This window comes from Flavobacterium cheonanense, assembly GCF_039539185.1.
Taxonomy (GTDB): Bacteria; Bacteroidota; Bacteroidia; order Flavobacteriales; family Flavobacteriaceae; genus Flavobacterium; species Flavobacterium cheonanense.
The window spans coordinates 115452-128903 of record NZ_BAABCT010000005.1 but is presented as its reverse complement, the minus strand read 5'-3'; the positions used below and the strand labels follow the sequence as shown (position 1 = coordinate 128903).

At 29.1% G+C, this 13452-nt stretch carries 16 protein-coding genes; 2 read left to right on the top strand and 14 right to left on the bottom strand.

The genetic code is table 11. The features are described from left to right. Nucleotides 1-30: 30 nt before the first annotated feature. The 7 genes from ABD766_RS10415 to ABD766_RS10385 form a co-directional block, all read right to left on the bottom strand. Entirely contained in the window at nt 31-1530 is a 1500-nt protein-coding gene (locus tag ABD766_RS10415; protein ID WP_344816628.1) for a DUF2779 domain-containing protein, read from the bottom strand. 367 nt (nt 1531-1897) lie between these two features. Continuing rightward, nucleotides 1898-2608 carry a DUF481 domain-containing protein gene (locus tag ABD766_RS10410; protein WP_344816627.1) on the bottom strand — a complete coding sequence of 237 codons (711 nt, stop codon included), beginning with the start codon at nt 2606-2608 and terminating at the stop codon, nt 1898-1900. A 75-nt stretch (nt 2609-2683) separates the two neighbouring features. Then, nucleotides 2684-2851: a hypothetical protein gene (locus tag ABD766_RS10405; protein ID WP_344816626.1), complete on the bottom strand. Its 168-nt coding sequence runs from the start codon at nt 2849-2851 to the stop codon at nt 2684-2686. A 2-nt stretch (nt 2852-2853) separates the two neighbouring features. Next, nucleotides 2854-4614 (bottom strand): KAP family P-loop NTPase fold protein, encoded by a 1761-nt coding sequence (locus ABD766_RS10400; protein ID WP_344816625.1) that lies wholly within the window; start codon nt 4612-4614, stop codon nt 2854-2856. Between the two features lie 8 nt (nt 4615-4622). Then, nucleotides 4623-5246 (bottom strand): hypothetical protein, encoded by a 624-nt coding sequence (locus ABD766_RS10395; RefSeq protein ID WP_344816624.1) that lies wholly within the window; start codon nt 5244-5246, stop codon nt 4623-4625. 247 nt (nt 5247-5493) lie between these two features. Then, entirely contained in the window at nt 5494-5892 is a 399-nt protein-coding gene (locus ABD766_RS10390; protein WP_344816623.1) for a hypothetical protein, read from the bottom strand. A 72-nt stretch (nt 5893-5964) separates the two neighbouring features. Further along, nucleotides 5965-7050, bottom strand: coding sequence for a hypothetical protein (locus ABD766_RS10385; protein WP_344816622.1), 1086 nt, complete (start codon nt 7048-7050; stop codon nt 5965-5967). Between the two features lie 308 nt (nt 7051-7358). On the opposite strand from ABD766_RS10385, the gene ABD766_RS10380 reads away from it, so the two are divergent. Beyond that, nucleotides 7359-7742: an HU family DNA-binding protein gene (locus ABD766_RS10380; protein ID WP_344816621.1), complete on the top strand. Its 384-nt coding sequence runs from the start codon at nt 7359-7361 to the stop codon at nt 7740-7742. A gap of 3 nt (nt 7743-7745) precedes the next feature. Beyond that, the gene (locus ABD766_RS10375) at nt 7746-9434 is read left to right on the top strand and encodes a sodium:solute symporter family transporter (protein ID WP_344816620.1); all 1689 of its coding nucleotides are present in this window, start codon (nt 7746-7748) and stop codon (nt 9432-9434) included. A gap of 30 nt (nt 9435-9464) precedes the next feature. Here the strand turns inward: ABD766_RS10375 and ABD766_RS10370 are convergent, their stop codons facing one another. The 7 genes from ABD766_RS10370 to ABD766_RS10340 form a co-directional block, all read right to left on the bottom strand. Beyond that, nucleotides 9465-10331: an SH3 domain-containing protein gene (locus ABD766_RS10370; RefSeq protein ID WP_344816619.1), complete on the bottom strand. Its 867-nt coding sequence runs from the start codon at nt 10329-10331 to the stop codon at nt 9465-9467. A 67-nt stretch (nt 10332-10398) separates the two neighbouring features. Next, a complete protein-coding gene (locus ABD766_RS10365; RefSeq protein ID WP_344816618.1) occupies nt 10399-10752 on the bottom strand; it encodes a hypothetical protein in 354 nt (117 codons plus the stop codon). 28 nt (nt 10753-10780) lie between these two features. Continuing rightward, entirely contained in the window at nt 10781-11983 is a 1203-nt protein-coding gene (locus ABD766_RS10360; RefSeq protein ID WP_344816617.1) for an ion channel, read from the bottom strand. 13 nt (nt 11984-11996) lie between these two features. Continuing rightward, nucleotides 11997-12356 (bottom strand): hypothetical protein, encoded by a 360-nt coding sequence (locus tag ABD766_RS10355; RefSeq protein ID WP_344816616.1) that lies wholly within the window; start codon nt 12354-12356, stop codon nt 11997-11999. Nucleotides 12357-12370: 14 nt separating this feature from the next. Further along, a complete protein-coding gene (locus ABD766_RS10350; protein ID WP_344816615.1) occupies nt 12371-12766 on the bottom strand; it encodes a hypothetical protein in 396 nt (131 codons plus the stop codon). Between the two features lie 55 nt (nt 12767-12821). Then, on the bottom strand, nt 12822-13127 hold the full coding sequence (locus tag ABD766_RS10345; protein ID WP_344816614.1) for a hypothetical protein: 306 nt from the start codon (nt 13125-13127) through the stop codon (nt 12822-12824). Nucleotides 13128-13177: 50 nt separating this feature from the next. Then, complete coding sequence (locus tag ABD766_RS10340) at nt 13178-13426, bottom strand: hypothetical protein (RefSeq protein WP_344816613.1); 249 nt, start codon at nt 13424-13426, stop codon at nt 13178-13180. Nucleotides 13427-13452 lie beyond the last annotated feature (26 nt).

The window sequence follows — 13452 nt, the reverse complement described above, 5'->3', positions numbered from 1 at the left end:
AATTTATTTTGAAAGAATTTCTTTTTAATCTTAAATACATCTCAATAACTCTTTCCATAAAATTACCATTCCATCCGTATCTCTTTCGCAATAGACTAAGAGGTTGTTTTTTAGATCGGGAGTAAACTCGATAGTGCCTTCAATCAAAGATAAAAAAGTGGTGCTAGCAAGACCACCATCTGAAATTTCTAAATCTTTATAACTGAATTCAGGTGCAATGGCAGGCAAAACCGATTTAATAGAAGCCGATGCTTTCATTTCGGGTTTATAGTACCAGCCATTTTTGAAGACCACTAATAAATCCACAAAACGATTTGCCAAATCATTTAGAAAGTTTGCGTCTTCAGGATAAGCAAGGGCTAATTTTTTTAACACATCAATTTCAAAGGTAGCGTTATAGGCCAAAATACTTCCTGTAGTTCCAATGTCTGATTTTAATTGTTCAATTAGTTTCTTTCTTGGATCTTTTGTTTTGTCATTTGTTTTAAAATAGGAGGGTTCCGCTAGAAATTCTTTGTGTAACAATGGAGCATTTTCATCTTCCAAAATATGCAAAGAATATTGAAAAGGGATTTGTTGAAACGGACTTGAATTATCAACTATGGGTAGGGCAGGAAAGATGGTTTCGAAATCAAAAAAATAGAGCGGATAGTCACATTTAGAGACAAATTCAGTTATTGACGTTTTATCAATATAAGAAGTTCCATTTTTCAATCCTTCCACCTGAAGTTGTTGCCGATGGGATAATTCAATATCATTCGGAATATTTATTAATTCTAGTATTCCTTTGTTATATAACTCCCAATCTTTTCCTCTAGCATTTCCTAATTCAAAAACAGAATTTTTAGGAATATGTTGCCAACAATGCCCTTTATAATCACAATCAAAAGGTGAGAAGCACTGCTTTCCAATAGCAATTATTGGTTCTGTTTCTTTTGATAGTCCTTTAAATCTAGAAAGATTATTTTCAACCATTTCTTGATTTGCAATTACTTGATGGGTAATATCGACTAAAGTAAACAGTTGTTCTACTTCAATGGCACCATTTTTAACATAACTATTATTGATGTGCATCAAATAAAACCGATCTGGCGTAAATCCCGATTGTTTCATTACCCAATATTGCAATGAAGCATCAAGAATATGATAGTCTTTCAGCGAAGTACTACTTTTAACTTCAATAGCCCATCGCTCATTATTTTGATGGTGTAAAATATCGAGAGCAGCCAACACTTCATCATGAAAAAAAGCTGCTTCATAAATGGTAGCCACTCCTTCATTAATCCATGCTCTTGTTTGTTCAATAGATTTTGAGAAGTCATAATAACTTTCAGGACTGGCATCTTTTCCGTTTGGAAAAACTTTTTGCGCCAATTCTCCAACTAGATTACCAGATTCAAAAAGTGCTTTTTGTTGTTCAGATAGTGTGGGTTTTAAATCACCTCTGAACATATCAAAGTATAATTTTTTCTCACATTGCATTCCCGAAACAAAACGAGATTTGGATATTTTGTGTTTGTATGGAGGCATTTGTTATTTGGATAAGTTTTAAGAGGTACTAAATTTATAAATTTAATCTATTGATTGGTTGATATATATACAACATTTATCAACGGTTTTTGATTTTTAAAACATTTTTTTAAATACCCAAAAATAGAATACAATTAAAACAACAAACCCTATTATCAAACCTACAATACCAATGACTTTGATTAATTTTATTCCAAAATTATCTAATTCAATATTCAGCTTTAAATTATTTTCTTCTATTGTATCTTTTCTCTTAATTCTATTTGTTTTTAACGGAAACTTCATTAACTTCTTTACATTAGATCAATTAATAATACTCTTTTATAATGGTTTCACAACATTGTAAAACTTTATTTTATTCATCATTTCAATATGAAATTTTAATTCCATTAGTAAAACTAACATTAGATTTAGAAATACCAATAGGAGGCGATGCATCATACAAAATAGTTAATGTATTTATGAATTTAACATGAGAGGTCAAAGTAAATGTCAGGCTACTTTGATTGTTTAATCTGTAATTGTTAAAGTCATTAATACAAGGTTGATAATAGGTTACTGTAGTGAATTCCCCAATATCTTTAGCTATTTTTATAGAACCCGATAAGTAGGTTGATATTCTATTTAAGTTAGAATAGTAAATTAGATTATTTTCATTAATGGTTTTTTCATTTTCATGCATATACAATAGACCATAATATAGTTTTAAATCCTTTTTGTTAGGGATTTTGAATCTTGGTCCAATTCCAATCAATTCTCTATAATCTATTCCTAAAAGTTTGTTGGTTTGATATTGCAAAAAGGCTTCTAGTCTAATAAATTTGGATAATTTTCTATTATACCTTCCATGTATTAATAAAGAATTACTGAGATCATCATCATTTACTTTAGAATAATTAGCGTTCGCTAATAAAAGAAAAATATCTTTTAATGACTTAGTTTTTAATTGTGATGTAAATGACGCCCCGAAAACTGAAAATTTTTCATTGTTATTTTTCTGACTAGAATAGCTTAAATCACCATTTATAACAAATCGAATTGAATCTGTTTGAATCCGTTGACTTTCTATATTAACCAATTGAGAATAAGTATTGTTAAAAAACAATATGCATAAAATAATGGTCAAGTTATACTTGTTGATTAGGAGCCTCATTTATTTACCAAAAATGGTGTTTATAATTGTTCTACCTATTTTTCTTTCAATTCCTCCTTTTGTGGTAGGAATACCTGTTTTTCTAGCTATACTATTCTTTAAGCCACTGATACCAATTAGTCTATTTAGAGAGAATGAAACTCCATATTTTCCTTTAAATCCAAACATAGTTACTTTAATTGTTTAGTTGATAATTCATTAAAACGTATTTTTAATTCCGATTTTACAGTATCATTAAAATCAGAGATTATGCTAATCAAAACTGTCTTGCCAGAATATTCAAATAAAACAGATTCTTTTTTTAATCTAATAAAAATTATAGTTCTAGATCTTGAACTAGGATATTTACAAGCTATGGTTAAAAAGTTTGGAGTATAATTAAATTGAATTAAATCTTTATATTCTGTCTCAAAATAATCATGAATAGTTTTTAAATCAGGCAAAAATGTAGTAATCGCTTTATTTCCTTTCAACATTTGTTCAAATCCCTGCCAACCTTCAAACCTTATTTTTTCACCTTTTTTAGCTTGTTTTGGAATACTATCTAAACTCACACTTGTTACCGAACTAGCACCTAATATTCTAGCTATTTCATCTCCAAAGTCTAAGTTGTTTGGAACTATTTCGCTTAAATAATTTAATAATAATGAAATCTGAAATGCTCTCGAAGATAGATAAGGATCATTTTGACAAATCCTAAAAAGTACTATTTCCCATTCTTCATCAAATTCGGTAGTATCTTTCAAAGCAATTGACTGAGATTCTGATAACTCAATCAATCTCATTTTTTTAGCAGTTTTATCTGTCCATGATTTATAATCTGGCTCTTCAATAAGTGCCTGGTAAATTTTAGGATAAGCAATTTGGATACATACTAAACCAAAATTGACCACTAATTCATATACTTGTTTTCCATTCTCATTTTTTTGTTCACCAATAATTTTAAGTAATGATATTGTGTTGATTAATCTTTTTAATGATCTAGGGTTAGTCCCAACAGAAAGCATAGCAAAATCGGTTAATCGATCCTTCATAGACTCATTTTCGACAAACTTTTCATCTATGTAGCCAATATCTTCTAACGATTGAATTAGAAAATGATTTACATCATACATAGCGACAGGCATAGAAAATGGTAGTTGAATAATTTTATCAAAAAACGATCTAAATTCTCTTTCATTTTTATCTGTTAAAGGGCCAAACTTAGGAACCAATCCTTTGACTACTACTTCATAATCAATAGCTAATACAAAAATACAATTGTCAACTTCAAAAATATTTTTGATTAATTCTAATATCTCGACCGCTACAGGAGGATCAATTCGATCTAAGTCATCAATAAAAAAAATAAAACCTCTATTGTTATTTCCTTGTTTTTTATCTAATTCTAAACAGGTATTTATGGCTTCTTGTAAAGAGTTTTTAAAATTTAACAAATCAACAGTGTCTTCGCCATTTCCTATAACGGCATCAATTAAGTCACCTTCTAAACCAATTTGAGATACAGCAGCTTTAGCTCCAGCCTTTGCAATTTTTCCAAATAAGCTAGAAACTTTATTTAAAACGGCTTGCGATTGCGTCTCATGTTTTCGCTTTATAATTTTAGAAATTTCATTAGTTAGTCCGCCAATGATTGCCATCAAGGTTTCCTCTCTGGTTTTCATTATAGAATACTGCCATGTATTAATCCATATACCATAATAAGGTAATTTGTCGTCTAACTCCTTATTTAAACCTGTTTCGCAAATTTCATGTTTAATTTGGTTCAGCATCGAAGTTTTTCCGCTACCCCATTCGCCTTGAACGGCAATTGTTGTTGGCATATTACACGTCTCTACAAACTTAATTAAAGCTTTCATATAATCATCTACCCCTAATAAATCGGGAGCACCAGCTTTTCTTGGTTTGTCAATTATGTTAGAATTTTTCATTTTTAAAATTATGATTTAGTTACCAAATATAAAGTGATTAGACTTATAACTATTGCTACTGCAATGCCTAAAAACAAATAATTTGTTTTTTTGAAATTATTAACTTCTTTCAAAAGCTCATTATTTAGAATATATAATTTGTAACTACCTGTTTTTAAAGGTTCAGATGTAGGTTCTGTGTCGTTAACAATTATTCCATATTGTTTAACATGATTAATTAAATTTTGTAAATCATTTTCACCTGTAAGCGTGTCAGAAGACTCCCAGCTTTTGCTGACTAAAACTTCTATACCATCGCTCGTCATAAAGGTTTCTTCTTTTTCAGTAAAATGAGAAGCGTTGATGTCTAATCCGTTTTCAATAGCTTCTTTTTTAATTGCACCTGGTTGCACAACACCATATTTTCTATTAGGGTTGTAGGGTGCAAATAATGATTTGTAATTTTTGGGTGCAGATGGATTTATAGTATCTGGTAACATCTCCTTAAGTTCTTCAAAAGTTAATTTTGGATATACTATTAAGAGTGCCTCTACAATTCCAAGAGCTGTTCTATTCATGTGTTTTCCAATAACCAATATAATTCCTTTTTGAATTTCTTGTTTATTGCGTTTTAAAAAAGAGCTGTATTTCATAGGTGAACGTTTTATATTTACATTTTTTTTTCAATATGGTTATAGATTTAATAATCATTATTACGTTAATTATCGTATTATATTTGATTTTTTACTTATCCTTCCATAAATTTTATTTTCTAATATACTTATCTTTTCTACCTTATAAAGAAAACATGATTGTTTATGTTTTTTACAAACTTAAAACGATTATAGTGTGTGTAACACAACTATAATCGTTTTAGGTTATTCTCTATAAAAGTAGAATTTATGCATAGGATGTAATATCTGTTAATACAATTTTCTCAGCATTCTCACTTTCTAAAGTTCTGTTTGCCTCTGAAATACTCAAAGAATCATATTTTCCTCCGGTTTGTAAATGTTTTCCATTTTTTCGGTAGATTACTTGACATGGTATTCCAAAACACTCCATAAAACGTTTCTCTAATGTACCAACTAGTAAATTACCATTGATAGATAAATCATCAACCTTAATTGGCGAATACTCTCCATTAACTAATGTATTACATTTTGCAATGGTATAGTCATTACTTAATCTTGTTCCTTCTTTATTAACAATTGTAGGAACTAAAAAAGGAAATTTTTTACAAAACTCTGATTGAAAGGTTTTTAATTTCATTTTACCGCTAATTTTAATATCTGCCATACTTTTTTAAATTTAAGTTTATACAAAAATATAAATTAAAATAGTTGAATTTTAGTTCAACTTGGTTCAACTTTATTTTACAGGTCGGTAATGCAATAAACCATTAGCTTCAAAGTAGGGTAGGGATTTTTTGAGTGGTTTTTCAAAAAGGTAATTAGGAATGGCTAAAAACTCTTCTTTAAAAAGGTTTTTTAGTAGTAAATGATATTTAGTGTTTATATTTGAAAGGCAGAATACTTCCGCGATGCAATGAAAAACGATTTTTCTTCCTAGGCTATCAAGTGCATTATAATTGTTTTTGCAATACTCCATTAATTCAATAACATATTCTTCAATAGTATTTTTTGGCTTTCCAATCAATTGATAATACCATATTTTGTAGGCTCTAAATCGAATGTTTGGAAATATAAAAATGCTTTCTAAATCAGTATCAGTGATTGTAGTTTGGGTATATATTTTAGTCCCAATGGAGAATGCTTCTTCACGATTTCCAATTAAAAAATAATGTCTGAATAAAACAGATTGCGAAAACACATAATCTTGAATAGATTCTAATGAATTATTTATAGTACTGTCTTTACAATAGAGTTTATAGGCATAATCATAATTTTTAATTCTAAAAATAGGATCAAAAGCATCTTCTAAAACGTATTGTTTTACGAATTTATTATTGTGAAATTTTGAGAAAAATAATTCTGGTTTTTTGACTTCTAATAAACTATCATAAACATCTAAGGCAACCTTAACTTTGAATTTGTATTCCATATCCTCAATACTTTCAAAAAAAGCATTCAAAGGTTTTGTGGCACCAGATGCTATGCAATGGTAGATTAAGGTATTGGTAACGTCATTTTGCTGGTTGATGGAGTAGTTATAGTTTTTAACTTCTATTTTTTCAACAAAATCAGACCAGCACGAATAGCCAATATAATTGACTAACATATCTAACGTATTTTGATATGGAATTATACCATTATAGTTTATAAATAAACGATATAATGTTGTAACAGAAACACTACCATAACCTTCTTTGAGAAGGATTTCGCTTAACTTAAAACAATCCTGTTTTCCAATAACAGGAAAAGTTAATTTTACAGCTATCTGACTTTTTAATTCAGAAAGCGTAAAGGTGTTTAAAGTGTATCTTGATTTGGTCATAAACTTAAATAGTATTTCAAATATAATAAAATAGGTTTAATTATAATCTTTATTGAATTACTTTTTGCTTTTAGGCATTAAGTTAGGACTCTTTTATTATAAAATTGAACTTATCAGTATCGATTTTTTATTTCATACTGATAACTTTTTAAATTCATCACTATAAATTTTATTATATATGTACGACACTTAAATAAAAGATGTACGATACTTAAATAAAAGATGTACGGTATTCGTATAAAAGTCGTACATCTTTTGCTATATTTGTACTTATCAAACTATTTTATATACCTTAACAAACTATTTTTATGTCAGTACAATTTAAAATGATTCCCAAGCAGAACAATTTGGTATCACCTCCTGAGGTAAAATATTACCCTTGTGCAGTAAGTAAAGGAGAAATGCAATTGGAGGATTTGGCTAAAATTATTTCAGGACGTTCCTCTATGAGCAAAGCGGATTGTTATGGAGTAATTATGGCTCTAAGTGATGTGATAGGAGAAGCTTTGTCTAACGGAAATATAGTTAAAATAGATAGCTTGGGTACTTTTCAACTTATTTTGCAAGGTGTTGCTGCCGAAACAGAACAAGTTTTAGGAAAGTCAAATATAAAAGGTGCAAAAATAAGTTACAAACCTTCTAAGGAGTTGAAGAGTAAAATAAAGCGAATTACATATAAAAGAATGCGATAAGATTTGAAAAACTGGCTACAAAAAAAACAGACCATAATAGGAACTAATTTATTTTATTCCAAAAACGAATCTTGGTGGCTCATTGGCTTTTCTATGTTATTAGCAAGTGGCATCATGATAGAACCGCAATTAATTTGTTCCTCTTTATTAAATGGGCAACTTTCGGATATGTGGTTGTATTGGTGTGCCGCTATAGGTTCGGCTTTTAGTGTATCGTTTTTTGCTCATTTATGGAGAAAAGTTCCGGTAAAAACCGAAAATGAGTTCTTGTTTTTTAGATACTCAGGAACAGGAGCCAAGGTACTTCATAATTTTAGGAGTTTGTATTTAGGCTTGTTGATTGTTCCTTTTATTATCAGTTTTAGTCTGTTGGCTTTTAGTAAGATTTTCTGTTTTATTGTTGGAATAGAAATCAATTTAGCAATACTACTATTGACTTTTCTTGTTATACTTCTAACGTTCTTTAATAGTTTGAAGCAACGTTTAAAATTAGATTTTGTTTTATTTATAGTTTTTATAGTGCTATTTCTAATTATCATAGTTTGCTTATTTCTAAATACTGGAGGTTTATTCCATTTATCAGCTACACTACAATCTTCAAAAATCAATTTCAATATTATTCCGTCTATAGGTTCTAAAACTTTTAATGCTTTTATTGTTTTTGTGTTGGTGCAATGGTGGTCAGCTTCAATATTAGATTATCCTGATATGAATGGACAAAAATTGATGGCAACCAATACTAGTAAAGATTTACTGAAAAGTGTTTTTATTCCTTCCTTATCAATAGTGCTTTTTAGGGTATTACTGTTTACCTTACCTTTTATGGCTGTTTGTTATGGCTATGCCAGTGGTTCGGCAGATAGCGAATTGGCTTTTACTTCCTTATTTGTAAAAGTATTACCATCTTGGATGTTAGTTTTTGTAGTTGTAGTATTTATGATTCCTTTTCTTTCGTTTGTTCAAAACACACAAAATTGGGGTGGTTCCTTATTAATTGAGAACTTTTACAAACATACTATCAATCCAAATCTGAGTGATGCTAAAGCAAAGAAGTTCGGAATAATAGCCATGATCTATATTATTATAGTATCTGGAGGTATAGCCATCTATGCCGATTCGTTAGTAGGAATTACGAAGTATTTGTTTGCAATAACAGCAGGAGTAGGTCCAGTTTTTATGTTGCGATGGTATTGGTGGCGCATCAATGCTTGGTCGCAGTTATCGGCAATGCTAGCTGCTTTAATTTATCCACCAGTTTTAGATTGGTTTTATGATAATAATAAAGTATTTCATCAATTCCTTGTTAGTTTAGAACAGAATTTTAACATGGACTATTATCCAATTAAAATCATCATTTTAACCATTGCCGTTTGCATTACTTGGTTGGTGGTTACTTACTGTACAGCTCCAACAGAAGCTAAAGTTTTACAAACCTTTGCCACAACCATAAAACCTGGTGGTTTTTGGAAACCATTTAACAATAGTGGAAAAACTTTTTCTAAACTAAGACTTTTAGCGTGGATACTTCAAACCGGTAATGGTTTTCTATTGTATTTTATCTTTTGGAATTTCTTAATTGGACGCTATGCCTTATTTACTGGATTACTAGTTTTGTTTATATTGAGCTTCTTTATTTCTTATAAGCTTATTCAGAAAGCGAATGCCAGATATGATTTGGAGTTGAGCAAGTAAACTATTGAAATTTCCGGTTTTATCTCATAATCAAAAAGGTAAGTTGATTATAAAAAGTTCAAAAAATGCTATTTCAATAATTTGATACGTAAAATAGACAGCAACTAATAAGATAACAAAAAGAATTAATGCAAATACTCCAGCACCTTCGCCTCCAGCTCTAAAAAGAGCTGAAAATAATAAAGGATAAACAACAAAAAGTACAATTAGTCCTAATATTGAAATAACTATAATTCCCAAACTCTCTGCCCATTTTAATGTGAAAAAACTAATTTCTTTTCTATCGGTTAATTTGGAGGAGAAGTAAACTTTTTTAATACTACTATTTTCTTCAAAATAAAATCCTTTTCTCCAATTTGAGTTTTCATAATTATCATCTATTAGGAGTTCATCGCCATTTTCTAGTTGACTAATTACATTGAAATTCTTTCCTGGACCAGATCTAAGATTTAATTTTTTAACTAATATGCTTGATAATTTTATGTTATTTGAAATAGATTTGTCATTCAAATCCCAATCAAATGTTACATATTCTTTACCATTCGCTGTTTTTACGAAAATAGTATCTACAATTTTAGTTTCTGCAATTAAATTCCCTTTAGTTTTAAAATAATCTAGTACTTCTTTATTACTATTGTTACAATTAAGTGTTAATTTGTAGCTTTCATCATTTAATTTTTCAATAGTTTCAATATCAAAAGACAACAAATCGTTTTTGCTCAAGAAGCGTTGATCAAAAGTATATAGGTTTTTATGGTCTTCAGGCCAAATATATTTTGATGCCGCTGAAATTTCCCCATCATTTAATCTGTTAAAGGTTTTTTTTATGTTTCTTTCGTTAGAATCACATGAAATAAATACTAATGATAGTAGTGTTAGGTAAATTATTTTTTTCATTTTTTTATATATTTTTAAAATCAAACAATAATATGAAGAGATTTGCAATTTGTAACTTAATATTATTTTATTCACTATTTAAGAATCTTTCTTCTAAAGTTTTTGTCTTGGTCTTTGGTTTTTCTCCTAAAATTTCATTGGGATCAAGTCCTATAATTTTTAGATAATTTCGTCTTTTATCATCCCAAATTTCAGCTAGCTTTTTACATTTAGCATCCGCACCAACAGTGGTAGCAACATATTCCCATTTCATTTGTATGCATATAAGCTTAGCATGTTCGATATTTTTTTCGGAAATGTTTTTAGTTAATTCGTTCTCTAAGATTTGTAATCTTTCGATTTCAGAATCAATATTTTTTTGTTCACAACTTGAAAAGAGGCAAACTAGGATACATCCAAATAATAATTGTTTTATTTTCATATTGTAATAATTATTTTTTTTGTAATCATTAATTGTCTTTAAATATAGTAGCAAAATCTGATATGTATTGATAATAATCCATTTCACTTTCTTTCAAAATTGACACATTTACATGTAGCATTAATACTTCATTTTGGGTTTCTGTACTAATGTAATTTGCGATATGTTCTTTTTCTGGTCTCCCAACAGTTGCGTGTTTTGCAATTAGTTTTTCATATTTATCAGCTATAACTTTAGCATTATTATAATATTCTTCTAATTTTTCTTTATTAGAAAAATAAATCCCATTTTCGAAATTATGATCGCCTTTTTCACCACCTACATTAAACTGCATTAAATATTCATTATTTCCAGCATTTACCATAAATAGACAAATTCCATCTTCTTTCTTCAATGAAGTAATATCCTTTTTAATTTCGTGTAAAGCAGGGTGTGATTTTGAATTTTCAAAGAAATTTTTGTTCTCCACTATATTAAGTTGATTTTTCTCTACAAGAGAAACTTTACTAAAAAATTCATTAGAAATGTAATTGGCTTGAAGAATATCTGCTATTGCCATACTAAAATGACCAAAAAAGGGTTGAATAGAGGGGTATAAATTAACTATAGTTAGTTTTGAATTTCTGTTAATATATTGTCCATAGGATCTGTTTGAATTTATATATTCTAAACCAACAGTATCTAGACCATCTATTTTTACATTCTTTAATCTTAATTTTTTTGAAAACTCGCACACTTGTAATAAAGAACTTTCTGAAATGCCTATTTTGTATTTAATGTCTTCAATACTTAACCATTTTCTGGGTAAATGGGATAAATTAAGAACTTTTTTCTTGTTCATTACAGGAACAAAATACTCTACGGAAAATGCGTATTCTAATTTCGATTCAAGGCTTATTAATTCTTTTTGTAATTTATCTTTTTCGATTTCCTCAATAAAACCTGAAGCAATAATCCCTGCAGGAAGAGCAAACATACCCACACCAAGAATGGCTATTACTCCTGCTAGAAATTTACCAGCTGGTGTTATAGGATTTATATCTTCGCCTCCAGTTGAAGTTAGATATTTATCTACACCCCACCACAAGGAGGAGTAGAGATTTTCAAATGATTTCGGTTGTGCATTGTGTTCTAAATAATACATTAGTGTTGATGCTAATGTAAGCAATACCAAAATCATTCCGAGTGATACCGTAAGTTCTGTCTGTTTGTTTTTAATTGCTTTTAACATTAATTATAACTATTTATTGTCTTGAAGCATCGCCAATGGTAAGATTATTATCTACCAAACTATTAGCCGATTTATCTTTTATTTGAACAGTTATTCCATAAAGAGCATCAAATAATTTTTCTGCATCTCCAACTTTCATACTAGCTTTTAATTTAAGTCCTTCTTTTGAAGTAGTAGCAACTTCTTTTGATGTTTTATTGTTTAACGCGGCCAATGTTAAACTGTCCTCTGCTATCATATTGCCTTTGTAAAAAACCAAACTCAATCCAAAAGCTTCTTTAAACTCTTTTGAAATTGTTTTTAATTTTTTATTTGGTGCAATTGTAAACTCTGCTTTATTGAAGTGATCTTTTATGCTGTTAAATAGTCCCATATTTTTTTATTTTATTAATTCCACATATCTTTTTTACAATCAGCAGCTTCTTTATCTCGGTTTAATTCTGTTAATGTTTTTTCGTCATCAGAACCAGTTGTATAAAAGCGTTCTCCTTTCGAGCTGGTATAACATATTTGTACATATAATCCGAAAATTTCGTTAAACTCATTTTCTATTGTTTTTACTTTTTTTCTTCCTGAAAATGAAATTGATCCACTTCCAGTTTTTTCTCTCACTTCAGTTAATGTTTTTTCTATATCTAAATGAGAAATTGTTTCCACTTTCTTAGCTTTAAGAGCCATTTCTGATGAATGAATATTAATTCTCAAATAAGGAAAATGCTCATTAAACTCTTTTTTAAGTGTTTTTAGTTTTTTTGATCCTGTTGTAGTTACTTCTCTTGCCATTTTGTTTAAGTTTAAAAAGAGGGTAAAATTATAAATTACCCTCCTCTATGTTAATTTATAATTTTCCTGCTTGCGTTAAAGTCAATTCATTACCAGCCAATTTAGTATCATCTGCATTTGATATTTGAACTTTAATACCAAATGTTTCATTAAAATATTTCTCAACATTTTCAACTCTGCTTCTAGCACCAAGTTCTAAATCACCTCCAGGATTATCTGTTTTAGATAAATCACTAATTTTCATTTTGTCATCAGCAAATTTATTTCCATTATAAATTCTAATGTTACAGCTAAATTCCTTAGTAAATTGAGATTTAATACTCTGTACTGAACTTGCTTTTGTTACTTTAATTGTTGCCATTTTATTTAATTTTTAAATTTTCCTACTCTTTGGTTTTTCGGAATACACCATTATTTTCTTTTTTTTGATTCAGCTATTCTTTTTCTTTCTGCAGCTGCACGTTCACGCTCTCTTTTATTTGCTTCGGCTATTTTTTTTCTTTCAGCTACTGCACGTTCACGCTCTCTTTTTTTTGCTTCGGCTATTTTTTTTCTTTCAGCTGCTGCACGTTCACGCTCTCTTTTATTTGCTTCAGCTATTCTTTTTCTTTCAGCTATGGCACGTTCACGTTCTCTCTTTTTTTGTTCTTTATCACTCATAATTAAAAAAAATATAGATTATATTC